The following is a 15,494-nucleotide window of genomic DNA, read 5'->3' on the forward strand; positions in this document are numbered from 1 at the left end:
ATGTTTAACACTCGGACGAGTAAAGCAGGAGCCGTTCTGATGGCTCTTTTTTTTGTGCTTACTTACTTATTACCTCTGCATAGTCGCCTATTATGGCAGCCGGATGAAACCCGGTACGCTGAAATTAGCCGCGAAATGCTGCAACGTGCGGATTGGATCGTACCCCATTTTTTGGGTATCCGTTATTTTGAGAAACCCGTAGCAGGATATTGGATCAATAACATCAGCCAATGGATTTTTGGCGACAATAATTTTGCTGTGCGTTTTGGCTCCGTGTTCAGTACCCTAATCAGCGCATTTCTTCTGTATCGTTTGGCAATGATGATGTGGCAATGTCGCCAGACTGCTTTCGTTTCCAGCCTGATTTACATTTCCATGTTTATTGTCTTTTCCATTGGAACATACAGTGTCCTTGATCCTATGTTTTCTTTATGGGTTACCGCAGGGATTGTGAGTTGTTATTGGGCACTTAAGGCGACTTCGAACCGGGAACGCATTCTGGCATGGTCTGCTCTGGGGTTGACCTGCGGTATTGCCTTTATGACAAAAGGATTTCTGGCGTTGGCATTACCGGTGGTTGCTATGATACCCATCACGATATATCAGAAGCGCTTTTGGGAAATGGTTCGTTTTGGGCCTCTTGCCATAATTTTTGCCGTTTTGATCAGCCTGCCATGGGTGATTGCAATTGCTTTGCGTGAGCCAGATTACTGGCATTATTTCTTTTGGGTAGAACATGTGCAGCGTTTTGCTTCTGAAAACGCTCAACATATTGCCCCTATTTGGTATTACGTACCAATATTGATTTTAGGGGTGATCCCGTGGTTAGGGTTACTGCCAGGTGCCTTAATCAAAAGCTGGAAAGAGAAAAAAAGTCACCCAGAAATGTTTTTCCTGTTTTGTTGGTTCGTTGTTCCATTTATGTTTTTCAGTATCGCAAAAGGAAAATTACCCACTTACGTTTTACCTTTTATCGGCCCCTTAGCATTGATGATGGCAAAATATGCTGTCGATTGTGCCAAAAATGACAATATGAAGGTGTTAAAAATAAATGGGTTGGTGAATGTTTTCATCGGATTGCTTGCCATTTTGCTCCTGTTTGCTTTGGAAACGTTGAAGGCGCCGCCACTTTATCAGCCTGATGAATGGCTGAAATGGATTATGGGAATTACTGCCTTTGGCGTTTGGGCTGGGGTTGGTTATCTCTGTTTTATTCACGATGGTAAATATTGGTTATGGGCTGCGGCTTGTTCAATTATGCTCTCCTTATCTATAGGCAGCGCATTACCTGACAATACAATAAACTCGAAACTTCCCCAGCATTTCATTCAACAAAATGAGAAAGAGTTGGTGGGCAGTAAATATATTTTGACTCAATCTGTTGGGGTGGGGGCGGCGATGGCGTGGGAATTGAAACGCAGTGATATTTATCTGCTTGATCGTCCAGGGGAATTGGAATATGGCCTTGCTTACCCTGATAGCCAATACCGATATATCACCGAGCAAGAGTTTCCTGCATGGTTAGTGCAAGCGCGTAAAAAAGGCCAAGTTGCTATTGTTTTTCTATTACCCTCAGAAAGTGAATTGACTGAATTACCGGAACCGGATTTTGTGCGACGTAATCATAGACTTGTACTTTTAATTTATAAGAAACAGTCATGAGTAACAATATAATATTATTAATTTTGGTTAGCTTGCTCACTTGCGCTGGGCAGTTATGCCAGAAACAGGCGGTGATTTGTTGGCAGAAAAAAGATCCCCCGCATAAAGTGGTATCTATGGCGATGTGGCTGTTCAGTGCTATTTTTCTGCTGGGCATAGGGATGATATTTTGGTTACGATTATTGCAATTTTTACCACTGAGCATGGCTTACCCTATGCTGAGTATCAACTTTGTCATAGTGACTTTGATTGGGCAATTTTTGTATCAGGAAAAAGTCGGGCTAAGGCACTGGATGGGGGTTTTTGCCATTATGTTCGGGATATTATTGATGAGTTTGAGTCAATGAAAGGCTATCTTTGGGGTATAGTGAGCGTCTTGCTGATCACGGCAGCGCAGTTGTTATTGAAATGGGGAGTTGCCCGCCTGCCAGAACTTTCGTTATCAATGCATTGGCTGGACATTGATTGGCTTTGGGCAAATCATAATCCGTTGTTGATGATGATGGCAGGATTGGCGGGTTATACATTATCTATGGTATGTTGGTTTTTCACACTGAAATACCTGCCATTGAATAAAGCGTATCCTATTATCAGCTTGAGCTATGTTTTTGTTTACCTAATGGCGGCCTTATTGCCTTGGTTCAATGAAACTATCTCGCTGTTAAAAACGTTGGGCGTTTTTTCCATTTTATTGGGCGTTTGGTTGATCAGCAGACCGGAAACGAAGCAATCTCATTAAGTGAGTTACAGCGTAACCGGTACGAATAGCGCCGGATAAAATATCTCAGGTTAAATAAAATTATTAGGGATGCTTGTTTTTTTATTTCTCGCTGGATACAGTTCGTTGTTTCTATGTGATAACTGAGGGAAAGTTAATGGTAATAAGAATAAGGCATTTATGCTTATTATTGAGTGTCTTCCTTATTGGTTGTACCAATCCTGTTTCCAAGCCTAATTCACCTCAGTTGCAGGCAGCCCTTTCTGATCCGATAATGGTGATTGCCCAGTTAAACGATCAACTTGAACAATGGCAAAATACGCCCTATCGCTATGGCGGCATGGATAGGCGTGGTATCGATTGTTCTGGATTTGTTTATCGGACTTTTTCTGATCGTTTTAATATCCAACTTCCTCGGACAACCAATGAGCAAACCCAACTAGGCACACGGATAAGCAAAGATGATTTGATGCCAGGGGATTTGGTTTTTTTCAAAACCGGCAGTGGAAAAAGTGGATTGCATGTGGGAATTTACGATACGAACAATGAATTTATTCATGCATCCACCAGTAAAGGCGTAATACGTTCTTCCCTTGATAATGTGTATTGGCGGCGTGTTTTTTGGCAAGCTCGCAGAATTTGATGTTATTCTTCACAATACAAGAACGTCTTGAACTCAGGCAAATGCCCATTTTCCCGGAACTTAGCGGGGGTGGTATTAAAATGCTTTTTAAAAATTCGGGTAAATGTAGCTTGAGAGCTAAAACCATATTGAAGAGCAATATCAAGAATTGGCAAATTGCCTTCACGCAGAGATCTGGCTGCTTCATGGAGACGACGACGGCGTACATATTGGCCTAACGTACAGCCTTTCAGCTCCTTAAAAATTCGTTGTAAATGCCATTTTGAATAGCCACTTTTATGGGCTATGGCATCTATCTTAATACCTTCAGTCTGTTGAAGTTGGCTTTCTAACCATCTGACAATATCGTTGATAATATTTTCTAACACGTTTACCTCCCACATGGGTGGGTTTTTTTGCCAAAAATAGACTGACAAATAATTAATTGCGTTATTGTGTGAGCCATTTTAAGAATTTCTCTTTTAGCGTATACGCAAAATGTGCTGTTTCAGATTACTCACTGTCACCTATCGTTTATTTTGGGGCTGATAAAACCAACCGCCGCATCAGATGTTCATCAGGTTTTTGTATAAGTGGTATTATGCCCGGAGTTGTTAATTATAAACGAGGATATAATGCAATCGGCTCTCATCTATTTAACCCGGAAGCTGGTTTTTTTTATTTTCTACGCATTGGTGATCGCAGGAGTCACCGGTTTACTTTTTTTGGATGTCAATTACTTGCAAAATGGGGTAGGGGAAGATTCACTGACTGAAATTTTTCAGGAATTAACTTTACTGATTATTGCTACCTTGCTGTTTTATGAAGTCAAACAAAATGTAAAGTTGCGGCCATCATTGGTACTCATGGCGGGTTTTTTCAGTTGCCTTCTAATTAGAGAATTAGATAGCTATTTTGATAATCTCTTCTTTCATGGTGCATGGTCGTGGCTTGCCATTCCACTTGCTTTAGTCTGTATTGGATATGCCTGCAAAAATGGTCAGCAGACTCTCTCTGGGCTTGTTTATTTCACTCGTCACCAAAGTTATTCCATGATGGTTTGCGGCCTGTTGTGCGTGCTGGTGTTTTCCCGCTTATTTGGTATGGGGGCACTGTGGCAGGGGTTGATGGATGAACATTTTAACCGGACGGTTAAAAATATGGTGGAGGAAGGCTGTGAAATGTTGGGCTATGCCCTCTGTTTGATTGCGACACTTTGGTATTTGCCTTCGGCTCGCAAACAGCGTACTTCTAAAAATATTAATTAATTTCAAGCTGTTTTGAGCCAAATTGTTTATTTATTTGAGGCAAATTTTGCGGTGATCTGCAAAATTTGCCTTTCTTTTACTCTTGACGATTAAAAAGGAATAAACGATAGCATCTTATTGCCGGAGATAGATCTGTGGCTGGTGAGTTTCAGGATGCTGCATAACCCCCAGATCGGCTTGATACCATTGCTTAAGAACATCGTCACGCAGTACCTCTTTTGGCGTGCCGGATGCCACTAATCGGCCTTTATGCAATAAAATGATCTTATCGGCATAGAGTGACGCCAGGTTCAAATCATGCAAGACACAGCAGGCCGCAACGGGGCGCTGTCTTGTCAAGCGGTGAACTAATCGCAATGTATGTTGCTGGTGATAAAGATCCAGTGCTGACGTGGGTTCATCCAAAAACAGACAAGATTCGGTGGGTTCAGGGTGCCAAAGTTGGGCTAAAACTCTTGCCAGTTGGACCCGTTGTTGTTCGCCTCCAGACAATTGCTGATAGTTCCTGTTTCTCAGCTCTTCACACTCTGTCAAGGCAATCGCTTCATCAATGGCAGTTCTTTTGTGGGTATTTTCATGAGGAACACGTCCCATAGCGATGACTTCCTCTACACTAAACGGAAAGGAGAGTGAACTATATTGCCGCATTACGGCACGAATGCGAGCCAGTTGCTGAGTTGGCCAACGGGAAATAGGAACACCTTTTAATAAACAGTTTCCTGAATCAGGTAAAATATACCCAGTCAATAGACGCAACAATGTTGATTTTCCCGCCCCATTTGGGCCGATAATTGCCACAACTTCCCCTTGGCGCAGGGAAAGGGAAACATCCTTGATTATCTGACGCTGCCCGATGAAATAATTTAAATTTTGCGCTTCAAGTAAATTATTTGACATGATCGGTTCCATTATAAACGGCTTTTTGATGGCCTAAGGATGAGCCATAAAAAATAGGGCGCACCGATCAAACCAGTGATAAGTCCTACTGGCATTTCAGCAGGAGAAACTAATATTCTGGCTAATGTGTCGGCTTTTAACAAAAGACATGCTCCACCCAGGGCAGAGATTGGCAGTAGCCAAGTATGATCCCCACCAAACCGTAGCCTGGCAAGGTGTGGAATAACTAAGCCAATGAAACCAATGACACCCGTCAAAGCAACGGCACATCCAACTAATAGGGCACTTAACAGTAATAATTGATATTTGGTGCGTTGGACATTAATGCCTAAATAGTGTGCTTCTTCATCGCCCAGTTGCAATAAATTGAGTTTACGTGACTGGCTGAGAGTCAGTATACAAACAGGGATAATGAGCGAAGCAGCAATAATCAGTGTTGGCCACTCTATTTGGCTGAGTGAACCCATCATCCAAATGGAAAATTGGCGTAATTGTTGGTCGTTACTGATATAACTCAATACGCCGATAAATGACGAACATAATACATTGATGGCAATGCCTGCAAGGAGTAGCTTTGACAGGTTACCGTGGTTATATTTGTTGAGAATGAATATCAGGGATGATACCAATAAGCTACCGATAAAAGCGGCAATGATATGTCCGTACAACGCAATACTGGCGGGTAAGGAGAAAGGCAATATAATAAACATTGCAACGGTCAGTGCCGCTCCACTACTCATCCCTAATAATCCGGGATCGGCCATAGGGTTACGGAATAATCCTTGCATGACGGCACCCGATATCGCCAGCGCTCCTCCAACGAGGATCGCCAGCAAAATGCGTGGTAACCGAATATTCAGCCAAATTTGCCACTGTGGGTCATCCAAAGAGGATTCCCACAGTGTTTTAAAAGAAAGTGGCAATGCCCCCATATTCGCTGAGCTAATTGCTATCAGGAACAACAATAAGCTCAGGACTATCACACCGAGACTGGGGGATCGGGAATGACTCATTGCACTTTCTCCGCGACATCACGGACTTGTTTCATTACGGCCGGTGTTTGCAGGCCAAATCCAAGTAGGCCCATTTCATCAACCACCACGACCTGTTTTTTCTTTCCTGCTGGCGTGAAACTTAACCCAGGAAGCTGCCAGATTTTATCCATACCCCCCAAAGTCTTTAACCCTTCGGTGCTGATCAGCAGTAAATCCGGTTTGCTGGCAATAACGCCTTCTTGAGATAAAGGACGATATCCCTGGAAGCCTTGCATCGCATTTTTTGCACCAATGGCACGGATAATTTGATCGGCTGCGGTTTTCTGGCCCGCCGCCATTGGCATGATGCCACCGTGACTCATGATAAAAACGACGTTAGTGGAAATATCTGACGTGTCGATATCTGCCAGTTGTTGCCGATATTGGGCAATCAATGCTTCCCCGCGTTTTGCCTGATTGACCGCCTTGGCGACGGTCATAATCTTTGCAGGAACGGCTTCTAACGAGGTTTCGCTGGTCACTTTAATCACTTTTATACCGGCATCTTCGACTTGCTTGAGTGCCAGGGAAGGTTGTGCCGATTCACTTGCGATCACCAGTGATGGGCGCATGGATAAGATCCCTTCTGAATTCAGCATCCTCATATACCCGATATCAGGCAGGGAAAGCAGTTCTTTAGGATTTTGGCTGGTACTGTCCCTTGCGACAACATGCTGTCCTTCGCCAAGTGCAAAAACAATTTCAGACACATCGCCACCAATGGTAACAATGCGTTCAGCAGAGAACACATTGAAAGAGATGGCAAGCATAAATGTTAGAAGCCATTTTTTCATGCTACACACGTTTCCTGTTCTGGTTGCAGTTTAGGTAAAGCCGCAATTTGTTCACGCCAATGAGCTTGCTCAGGCGTACCTTCAGTACGTTGGCCGTACAATTGTGCGATTTGATTGCCAGAGGCATCAAACAACTCAAGGCTGGTGACGAAGCCACAATCAGTCGGTTTACGGGTAACCCAACTTTCTGCAATGGCACTTTCAATCAGGTGCAAAGTGAAATTGCGATTGAAAATGTTGATCCATTTCTGGGAGGAATTTTCTTCCTGATAAGGCATCAGACGTTCCAATTTACCCGTGAAAATCTGGACACAACCACGGTTCCCGACAAAGATCATGATTTCGTTTTGATCTTTATGGGCAACCTCTATCAGCTGAGTCAGGGCTGAATTATCCACACGATAAGCTAAATCCTCTTTTACTGCATTGAAAATCTGCTGGCGGTTAAGGTTGTGGCGTTTCATCATGATGAAGAATTGATGAACGTCAGTCATGGCACGCCATTCTTCATCTAGCTGGGCTTTCAGTTGCTCTGTGACTTCTGCATGTTCAGGCACTGCTTCCGGTTGGATCTCCAACTCTGGATTTTCACTGGTCTGATATTTTTCGATCAGCGCTTCCCATGCAGCCATATCGGTGTTGCTGGTGGCATAGACTTTATGCAACGCATCGCCTTGGCGATCAAAGAATTGAATGCTATGACGCATCCCATTTTTGGCCGGTTCAACCAGAGAGAAAATGCTGCTCCAGTGATCGAAGAATAGACGCAGGTCAAGCTCACGTGGGTTGAGGATCAAACCAACATGTGGGCTAAATTTAGTATTTTCATAGCATCCAATATGTTCATGCACGGCAAAGTCATTACGGGTGATCGCCTTGGTTTCGCCTACGGTTGCCAGCGCTTGAAGCAGAGTAGGTGCATCAATGTTCAGACGTTTTGCGTCGATACCGACACGGCTATGTAATAACTCGCTTTCACTGACATTAAGGTAAGCGGCCAGATCGCGGGCATATTTAGCTTTGTTTTCTGCCTTGGCTTGTAGATAACGTTCATAAAGTGACTGGTTCACAGTTGCTAGCTCCTTAAAAAAACGGTGTTTAAAAATAATGTTATTTTAAAATCAAAGTCATAATCTGTTTGTTCTTTACCACTGGTAGCTCACAAACAGCTTGGCATTACGACCAGCCTGTGGTGCTCCCAGTGATGAGTAATAGGATTTGTCGAAAGCGTTACCCAGCACAACGGAGGCCGTCAGCTCTTTTAATGTTCCATTACCATGGTAGCTGACGTAGAAGTCATTGACGCCATAACCCGCGTATTGGGTAATTTTTTGGTTACGTTCATTCTTATCACCATTTTTTCCTCTGAGGTTGGTATGTTGGGTAAATTTACCGATCCATCCAATAGAAAAATTGGTATTAAATAATGGAATATCCAATGTGCTGGTTAGGGTATCAGGACTCAATGCGCCTATAGAGGCGTCAGTTTCTTTATTTTTACCCGTTGTTCGGTTATAAGCGAGATCCCAAGAGAACCAGTCAGAGTCATACGTCATAGAAATGTCCCAACCCCAAATTTTGGCTTTTGGGATATTGAAAGATGTCGTAAATCTCATATCAGGTGTCACAGTGGAAGATATGTAATCTTTCGCCTGAGTATCAAAATAGCTAGCTTTAAATTTCAAACCATCATTGTTGGTAAACAGTTCATCGAAACGCAGCCCGAAACCGTATTCTTGAGTTTCATTGCTTTCAGGACGTAAGTTTGGATTGGGTTTCCAATAGTTTGTAAGTCCAGGACCACCTGTCTTTGAAGGCATATAGAAATGTTTCGAATCGTTATACATTTCGCCCATACCCGGAGCACGGAATGCCTGGGAATAGGAAGCAAATAACATTGACCAATCTGTAGGGGTGATACTAATGGCGCCTTTTGATGACCATTTGTCGGCACTGATATCATCATATTTGCTATTTGTGGCTTTGTAATTGTCGTAACGTGTACCCACAATAAACGAGACAGGTAGATCACGCAGGGTCATCTCGTTTTGGAACCAGCCAGAGGCAAAATGAATATTGGCGTTGGGAAAACCCTCTACTATATTGCTACTTGGCTGTTGTTTTTGCTTATAAGCCTCACCACCATAGGTAAATTGGTGTGTCGCAAAGGCGGTATTTCCCAAATGGGAACGATTTTCAAGTTTTATACCATAAGTCTCTTGCTTACGGCCTTCAAAGCTCTTGTCTTTATTTTTGTTATTAATATTTATATCGGAATAATAAATATCTGCTCTGGCGTTTAACCAGCTATATTCTGCTGGATTTAACTGATAAGACAGTTGGGCATCACGTTGTATTGTGGTGCGGTCTACATGTTGACTGTCATCTCTGTTTGGAAATTGTGGATTTTTAGGCTCATGTGCATCGTTGCGATAATAACGCAGGCTTCCGCTGAGTTTTTGGTTGTCATTTATTTTCCAAGAACCTTTTGCCAAGGCATTACCGATGAACTCATCGTTATATTCTGTTACGCCTTTTCCAAAACGGATATTGCCGACATCGCGGGTGCCAAATGCAAATAATCCATCAAACTGTTCTGTCTTACCGAATGCGGTTCCACCCAATCCCAGACTATGGTCACCACTACCTGCGCGGCTGAAGACACGAAAACCCGTATTTTTGCCTTCTTCCAATAGATCAGCGGCATCCACTGTTTGGTAGGCGATAACACCACCCAAGGCACCACTGCCATATAATAACGCTGATGGGCCACGGACAACTTCAACTTGCTTAATCAAGGCTGGATCAAGGAACACGCCGTTGAGGTGCCCAGTGTCAGTTCCTTGTCGAATACCATCAACCAGCGTCAAAACCCCTTTTTGAGAATAACCGCGCATGCTGATATCTTGGCCATTGGCACGACCAATGCCAGCGATATCAACGCCTGGAATGGTGCGCAGTAAATCATTTGCGTTGCCTGCAACCTGGTTACTGGCTGAATTGCCTTCAATAACTGTCACCATCATAGGTGCTTCAAAACTGTCACGTTGGTTGCCAGTGGCATATACCACCAACGTATCTTTAGATGATTTATCTTTCTCAGAATGTACTGTTGTTGCATTCGCAGAAGATAAACCTGCGAAGATGAGTACGCTTAATGTCGACAGTTTTAGATTTGATGATTTCATTAGAGTCATGCAGGTCAATTTCCGTGCTGAAATAGCGTGTTTCTATGAACACAATTAACTGATATCTCACCGTTATTCAGCGGTGAGCTTGTTGGGTTTTTTATCGCGTTAGAATAAATTTGCTGGATTTGGGCGGACGTAACGGGAAAATCTGCTTTGGTGGCAAATTTTCATAGCATACGGTTTTCCCAATAGCGGTTGACGATCGATGTCATTGATCCTTACAGGATCGTTGGATAGATCAGGAATAATCTGCTGTTGCAGATGACTTGTGTCGCAACGTTGATGGTGTGCTAATTTTTCCATAATCAAATTGAACAATAATTATTCTGATATTGAGAATAATTATCGTTTCAACAGGGGTTAACTTCAAGCTCTTTTTTCGATATCTGGAATTTTATATCATTTATTTGAATTTAAAGGATTTATTTTTCATGGTGGGTGGCTCCGACGGCGGGTAGGAGCCAAGATAAAGAAAGGATTCAGGAACGATTTTGTATGGCTTGGTCAAGGATATTGATAAATTCTTCCGTATCCTGCCAACTAAGGCATGGGTCGGTAATCGATTGGCCGTAGGTTAAGGTTCCACCCTTGATGACTTTTTGTGTTCCTTCGACTAAAAAACTTTCAGCCATCACACCAGCAATCGCGGTTGAACCAGATTGGATTTGTTCACCAATATTTCTTGCAATATCCAATTGACGACGATGAATTTTCTGACAATTCGCGTGGCTGCAATCCACAATTAAGCGTTCGGGTAAGTGAAATTCACGTAATTTATGGCAGGTTGCTGCAATATCTTCGGCATTGTAATTCGGTTTTTTCCCACCCCGCATAATAATATGTCCATAAGGGTTGCCGTTGGTTTGATAAATCGTCATTTGACCATTTTTATCTGGGGATAAAAACATATGCTTGGCGCGTGCCGCACGTATTGCATCAATGGCGATAAGCGTATTGCCATCCGTCCCGTTTTTAAAGCCAACCGGGCATGACAGGGCGGAGGCCATTTCCCGGTGAATTTGGCTCTCTGTTGTTCTGGCGCCGATCGCTCCCCAGCTAATTAAATCGGCAATGTATTGGCCGGTGATCATATCCAGAAATTCTGTCGCAGTCGGAACACCCAATTCATTGATCTCAATTAGTAACTTACGGGCAAGAGAGATCCCTTTATTGACCTGACACGATCCATCCAACAGGGGATCTGAAATTAAGCCTTTCCAGCCAACAACCGTTCTCGGTTTCTCGAAATAGGTTCGCATGATAATTTCTAAATTGTGCTGGTATTTTTCGCGCAGGGGGAGTAAGCGAGAGGCATAATCAAGGGCGGCATCAACATCATGAATCGAGCAGGGTCCAATAATGACCAGTAAACGGTGATCTTCGCCGGTCAGGATGGATTCAATACGCTGTCGTGACGATGTCACATTTTGCAAGATCTTGTCTGATATAGGATATTGTTCTGCAAGTGCTTTAGGTGTAATCAGGCTATCAATACGGCGGGTTCTTAGCTCATCTGTTTTGTACATATACTTTCTTTCTCGGATTCCACTTCATATTGAGACAGAGTTTGAAATAACTGGGGGATCACAATAACTCAACGCCCGGTAAATTCAACAGACAATCATGATATTTATACCCGTCGTCTTTCAAGATGCGTCTTATATCTCCCCGCGCAGCGGGGAGATATAAACACTCTCATTGGCTTGCAAACGGCAACTTGAAGTTGGATTGGTATATGCGAGAAAGTGGCGTGAATAAATATTGTTAAACATATTTGTGTTTTGCCATCAGAACATACGGCGTTTTAATCCCAGGCTGTCAATAATTTTGGTAGAAATCTCTTCGACAGAATAATTAGTGGTATTCAGGTAACTGATCTTATTTTTTCGGAATAAAGCCTCAACTTCAGCAATTTCAATCCGACATTGTCGTAATGACGCATAACGGCTATTTTCACGCCGCTCTTCACGAATGGCCGCAAGCCTTTCCGGGCTAATCGTCAGGCCAAACAATTTATGTTGAAAGGGTTTTAAGGCGGGGGGTAGCTGTAAATTATCCATATCATCTGAGGTAAAAGGATAGTTTGCCGCCTGAATACCAAATTGCATAGCAAGATAGAGGCTGGTTGGTGTTTTTCCACAACGGGATACGCCCAGAATAATCACGTGGGCCTGATCAAGATTACGCAGTGAAATACCATCATCATGGGCGAGGGTGTAATCGATGGCAGCAATGCGGGCATCATATTGCCCCAGATTTTTTTTAGATAAGCCGTGGGTTCGGTGTAATTCCGGTTGTGGCTCCAGGCCAATTTCTTGTTGTATTGGCGCGACCAAGGTTTGAACAATATCCTGACAAAATCCGTTGCTACGCGTAATAATGCTTTTAACTTCATCTGAAATAATGGAGTAAAAAACTAACGGCCTGATTTGGGTTTGTTGATATATCGCGTTTATTTGATCCCGAACTTCCTCTGCCCTGGTTTTGCTCGTGACGAAAGGTAAGGTATAGGAAATAAGGGTAATTGGAAATTGGGACAACACGGCATGGCCTAATACTTCTGCCGTAATTGCTGTTCCATCGGAAATAAAAAATACACTGCGTTCCAGTGTTTCATTTTCCGGTGTTTGGGGGATAAGCGTTTTTATCATTGGCGTTTTTCTTTTGTCGTTAATAAACATCATCAGCGTGGTTCATTTTCCAGATTATACCCGTAAAAAAATAATATTGTTGGGTTGATCGATTCACCTTTCCATATCTGACAAGACAATGTGCTAGGCTATTTCCTGCTGTAAAGAGCAGCTTCAATTTTCCGATTTGTACCTCCGAATGTAAAAAAGGATCGTTTCTAATGTCCAATAGTGGCCTCACCCCAAGCAATGTGCTCTGGTATAACCAATTAGGCATGAATGATGTTAGTCGAGTCGGTGGTAAAAACGCCTCGCTTGGCGAGATGATTACCAATCTGGCTGAACTTGGCGTGTCCGTTCCCAATGGGTTTGCTACAACTGCACAGGCATTTAATGATTTTCTGGAACAAAGTGGTGTGAACCAGCGTATTTACCAATTGCTGGATGAAACCCATGTGGATGATGTCAATCAATTGGCTAAAGCCGGTGCACAGATCCGCCAATGGGTGATTGACACACCATTTACGGCTCAACTTGAAAAAGATATCCGTAATGCCTATCTGCAACTCTCTGAAGGCGTGCCTGATGCTTCTTTTGCCGTGCGCTCTTCTGCAACAGCGGAAGATATGCCGGATGCTTCTTTTGCTGGACAGCAAGAAACGTTCTTGAATGTGCAAGGCATTGATGCGGTGATGGTCGCTATCAAGCATGTCTTTGCATCGCTTTTTAATGATCGGGCTATTTCTTACCGTGTTCATCAGGGTTACGACCACCGCGGCGTTGCACTTTCGGCGGGGGTGCAGCGTATGGTGCGTTCTGATTTGGCTTCATCTGGGGTCATGTTTACCATTGATACTGAGTCAGGTTTTGACCAGGTTGTGTTTATTACGTCAGCTTATGGCCTGGGGGAGATGGTCGTGCAGGGAGCGGTAAACCCTGATGAGTTTTATGTTCATAAACCTACGTTGGAAAAGCATCGTCCTGCCATCGTGCGCCGCAATCTTGGCTCCAAAAAAATACGCATGGTTTACGCGGACAGCAAAGAACATGGGAAACAAGTGCGTACGGAGAATATATCAGATGAACTGCGCAATCGTTTTTCTTTGGCCGACAGTGAGGTGGAAGAATTAGCCAGGCAGGCTGTGCTGATCGAGAAACATTATGGTCGCCCAATGGATATCGAGTGGGCGAAAGATGGGCACAATGGCAAATTGTATATTGTCCAGGCTCGCCCTGAAACGGTTCGGTCAAATCAGCAGGTCATGGAACGCTACCAACTCAATGAGCACGGCAATGTGTTGGTGGAAGGTCGGGCGATTGGGCATCGTATTGGTGTTGGAACGGTCAAGGTTATCCACAATTTGAGTGAAATGGATCGCATTCAAGTGGGGGATGTGTTGGTAACTGACATGACTGACCCCGATTGGGAGCCGATCATGAAAAAAGCCGCGGCCATTGTCACTAATCGTGGAGGACGTACTTGCCATGCCGCCATTATTGCCCGTGAATTGGGTATCCCTGCTGTTGTGGGCTGCGGCGATGCGACGGAACGTTTGCAAGAAGGCCAACAGGTCACGGTGTCTTGCTCAGAAGGTGATACAGGTTACGTTTATCAGAATAAATTAGACTTTAGTGTTCAGAGTTCCCAGGTTGATAGGTTGCCGGAATTAGATGTGAAGATCATGATGAATGTGGGTAATCCTGATCGCGCATTTGATTTCGCCTGTTTGCCAAATGAAGGGGTTGGCCTGGCGCGACTGGAGTTTATTATTAACCGCATGATCGGTGTGCACCCTCGTGCCCTGCTTGAATTTTCCGCACAATCCCATGAGCTGCAAGAACAAATTAAGTCGCTGATGGTGGGTTATGATGACCCAATTGAATTTTATGTCGGGAAATTGACCGAAGGGATTGCCACGTTGGCGGCAGCATTCTGGCCTAAGCGTGTGATTGTTCGCTTGTCAGATTTTAAATCCAATGAATATGCGAACTTGGTGGGGGGCGACCTGTATGAACCACATGAAGAAAACCCGATGCTGGGGTTCCGTGGCGCAGGGCGTTACGTCTCTGATAATTTCCGCCAATGTTTTGCTTTGGAGTGTGAGGCGATCAAACGAGTACGCAACGTGATGGGGTTAACGAATGTTGAAGTGATGATCCCCTTTGTACGTACCGTTGCTCAGGCGGAAGCTGTCATTGCGGAATTGGCATCCCAGGGCTTAAAGCGCGGCGAGGATGGCTTGAAAGTCATCATGATGTGTGAAATTCCGTCGAATGCATTATTGGCAGATCAATTCCTTGAACATTTTGACGGTTTCTCAATTGGCTCAAATGATATGACGCAATTGGCGTTGGGATTAGATCGCGATTCTGGTGTGGTCTCCGAATTATTTGATGAACGCAATGATGCGGTAAAACAGTTGCTTTCCATGGCAATTCAAGCGGCTAAACGGCAGGGGAAATATGTTGGTATCTGTGGACAGGGACCGTCGGATCATGAAGATTTTGCCCAGTGGCTAATGGAGGAGGGAATTGACAGTTTATCGTTGAATCCTGATACCGTCGTGAAAACATGGATTGCTTTAGCTGGAAATAACTGATCGAACCTAATTCAAACCTAAATATAAAAGCCTGAAAGTAACCTGACAGGCTTTGATACCAATCCAACTTCAAGTTGC

14 protein-coding genes are annotated in these 15,494 nt (G+C 43.7%); 6 read left to right on the forward strand and 8 right to left on the reverse strand.

Annotated elements, in window-relative coordinates; genetic code table 11:
• The 4 genes from arnT to Xkoz_RS11910 all read left to right on the forward strand — a co-directional run bounded on the left by arnT (position 1) and on the right by Xkoz_RS11910 (position 3,023).
• Entirely contained in the window at positions 1-1,662 is a 1,662-nt protein-coding gene (arnT, locus tag Xkoz_RS11895; protein ID WP_099142367.1) for a lipid IV(A) 4-amino-4-deoxy-L-arabinosyltransferase, read from the forward strand.
• Positions 1,659-2,009: a 4-amino-4-deoxy-L-arabinose-phosphoundecaprenol flippase subunit ArnE gene (arnE, locus tag Xkoz_RS11900; RefSeq protein WP_099142368.1), complete on the forward strand. Its 351-nt coding sequence runs from the start codon at positions 1,659-1,661 to the stop codon at positions 2,007-2,009. The genes arnT and arnE overlap by 4 nt, the downstream gene beginning before the upstream one ends.
• On the forward strand, positions 2,006-2,401 hold the full coding sequence (gene arnF, locus Xkoz_RS11905) for a 4-amino-4-deoxy-L-arabinose-phosphoundecaprenol flippase subunit ArnF (RefSeq protein ID WP_099142369.1): 396 nt from the start codon (positions 2,006-2,008) through the stop codon (positions 2,399-2,401). The genes arnE and arnF overlap by 4 nt, the downstream gene beginning before the upstream one ends.
• Positions 2,402-2,543: 142 nt before the next feature.
• Positions 2,544-3,023 carry a C40 family peptidase gene (locus Xkoz_RS11910; RefSeq protein WP_208615256.1) on the forward strand — a complete coding sequence of 160 codons (480 nt, stop codon included), beginning with the start codon at positions 2,544-2,546 and terminating at the stop codon, positions 3,021-3,023.
• 2 nt (positions 3,024-3,025) lie between these two features.
• Here the strand turns inward: Xkoz_RS11910 and Xkoz_RS11915 are convergent, their stop codons facing one another.
• Positions 3,026-3,391 (reverse strand): helix-turn-helix domain-containing protein, encoded by a 366-nt coding sequence (locus Xkoz_RS11915; RefSeq protein WP_099142371.1) that lies wholly within the window; start codon positions 3,389-3,391, stop codon positions 3,026-3,028.
• 246 nt (positions 3,392-3,637) lie between these two features.
• Here Xkoz_RS11915 and Xkoz_RS11920 point away from each other — a divergent pair, with 246 nt between their 5' ends.
• Positions 3,638-4,270: a hypothetical protein gene (locus tag Xkoz_RS11920; RefSeq protein ID WP_099142372.1), complete on the forward strand. Its 633-nt coding sequence runs from the start codon at positions 3,638-3,640 to the stop codon at positions 4,268-4,270.
• Positions 4,271-4,384: 114 nt separating this feature from the next.
• Here the strand turns inward: Xkoz_RS11920 and Xkoz_RS11925 are convergent, their stop codons facing one another.
• The 7 genes from Xkoz_RS11925 to ppsR all read right to left on the reverse strand — a co-directional run bounded on the left by Xkoz_RS11925 (position 4,385) and on the right by ppsR (position 12,837).
• Entirely contained in the window at positions 4,385-5,179 is a 795-nt protein-coding gene (locus Xkoz_RS11925; protein ID WP_099142373.1) for a heme ABC transporter ATP-binding protein, read from the reverse strand.
• Complete coding sequence (locus Xkoz_RS11930; protein WP_099142374.1) at positions 5,179-6,180, reverse strand: FecCD family ABC transporter permease; 1,002 nt, start codon at positions 6,178-6,180, stop codon at positions 5,179-5,181. The genes Xkoz_RS11925 and Xkoz_RS11930 overlap by 1 nt, the downstream gene beginning before the upstream one ends.
• Positions 6,177-6,995: a heme/hemin ABC transporter substrate-binding protein gene (locus tag Xkoz_RS11935; protein ID WP_099142375.1), complete on the reverse strand. Its 819-nt coding sequence runs from the start codon at positions 6,993-6,995 to the stop codon at positions 6,177-6,179. The genes Xkoz_RS11930 and Xkoz_RS11935 overlap by 4 nt, the downstream gene beginning before the upstream one ends.
• Positions 6,992-8,065, reverse strand: coding sequence for a hemin-degrading factor (locus Xkoz_RS11940; RefSeq protein WP_099142376.1), 1,074 nt, complete (start codon positions 8,063-8,065; stop codon positions 6,992-6,994). Before Xkoz_RS11940 ends, Xkoz_RS11935 begins: the two co-directional genes overlap by 4 nt.
• A 75-nt stretch (positions 8,066-8,140) precedes the next feature.
• Positions 8,141-10,192 (reverse strand): TonB-dependent hemoglobin/transferrin/lactoferrin family receptor, encoded by a 2,052-nt coding sequence (locus Xkoz_RS11945; RefSeq protein ID WP_099142377.1) that lies wholly within the window; start codon positions 10,190-10,192, stop codon positions 8,141-8,143.
• 473 nt (positions 10,193-10,665) lie between these two features.
• The gene (locus tag Xkoz_RS11955; RefSeq protein ID WP_099142378.1) at positions 10,666-11,712 is read right to left on the reverse strand and encodes a 3-deoxy-7-phosphoheptulonate synthase; all 1,047 of its coding nucleotides are present in this window, start codon (positions 11,710-11,712) and stop codon (positions 10,666-10,668) included.
• 261 nt (positions 11,713-11,973) lie between these two features.
• On the reverse strand, positions 11,974-12,837 hold the full coding sequence (gene ppsR / locus Xkoz_RS11960) for a posphoenolpyruvate synthetase regulatory kinase/phosphorylase PpsR (RefSeq protein ID WP_099142445.1): 864 nt from the start codon (positions 12,835-12,837) through the stop codon (positions 11,974-11,976).
• A 200-nt stretch (positions 12,838-13,037) separates the two neighbouring features.
• Here ppsR and ppsA point away from each other — a divergent pair, with 200 nt between their 5' ends.
• Entirely contained in the window at positions 13,038-15,416 is a 2,379-nt protein-coding gene (gene ppsA / locus Xkoz_RS11970) for a phosphoenolpyruvate synthase (RefSeq protein ID WP_099142379.1), read from the forward strand.
• Positions 15,417-15,494: the final 78 nt, after the last annotated feature.

It is taken from the genome of Xenorhabdus kozodoii, assembly GCF_002632875.1.
GTDB classification, from domain to species: domain Bacteria; phylum Pseudomonadota; class Gammaproteobacteria; order Enterobacterales; family Enterobacteriaceae; genus Xenorhabdus; species Xenorhabdus kozodoii.

Excerpts from the sequence above, each read along its gene's own strand:
- Xkoz_RS11935 (WP_099142375.1), bottom strand. The coding sequence starts at position 6,995 with ATGAAAAAATGGCTTCTAACATTTATGCTTGCCATCTCTTTCAATGTG.
- Xkoz_RS11920 (WP_099142372.1), top strand. The coding sequence starts at position 3,638 with ATGCAATCGGCTCTCATCTATTTAACCCGGAAGCTGGTTTTTTTTATT.
- ppsR (WP_099142445.1), bottom strand. The coding sequence starts at position 12,837 with ATGATAAAAACGCTTATCCCCCAAACACCGGAAAATGAAACACTGGAA.
- Xkoz_RS11945 (WP_099142377.1), bottom strand. The coding sequence starts at position 10,192 with ATGACTCTAATGAAATCATCAAATCTAAAACTGTCGACATTAAGCGTA.
- Xkoz_RS11925 (WP_099142373.1), bottom strand. The coding sequence starts at position 5,179 with ATGGAACCGATCATGTCAAATAATTTACTTGAAGCGCAAAATTTAAAT.
- arnT (WP_099142367.1), top strand. The coding sequence starts at position 1 with ATGTTTAACACTCGGACGAGTAAAGCAGGAGCCGTTCTGATGGCTCTT.
- Xkoz_RS11930 (WP_099142374.1), bottom strand. The coding sequence starts at position 6,180 with ATGAGTCATTCCCGATCCCCCAGTCTCGGTGTGATAGTCCTGAGCTTA.
- ppsA (WP_099142379.1), top strand. The coding sequence starts at position 13,038 with ATGTCCAATAGTGGCCTCACCCCAAGCAATGTGCTCTGGTATAACCAA.
- Xkoz_RS11955 (WP_099142378.1), bottom strand. The coding sequence starts at position 11,712 with ATGTACAAAACAGATGAGCTAAGAACCCGCCGTATTGATAGCCTGATT.
- arnF (WP_099142369.1), top strand. The coding sequence starts at position 2,006 with ATGAAAGGCTATCTTTGGGGTATAGTGAGCGTCTTGCTGATCACGGCA.
- arnE (WP_099142368.1), top strand. The coding sequence starts at position 1,659 with ATGAGTAACAATATAATATTATTAATTTTGGTTAGCTTGCTCACTTGC.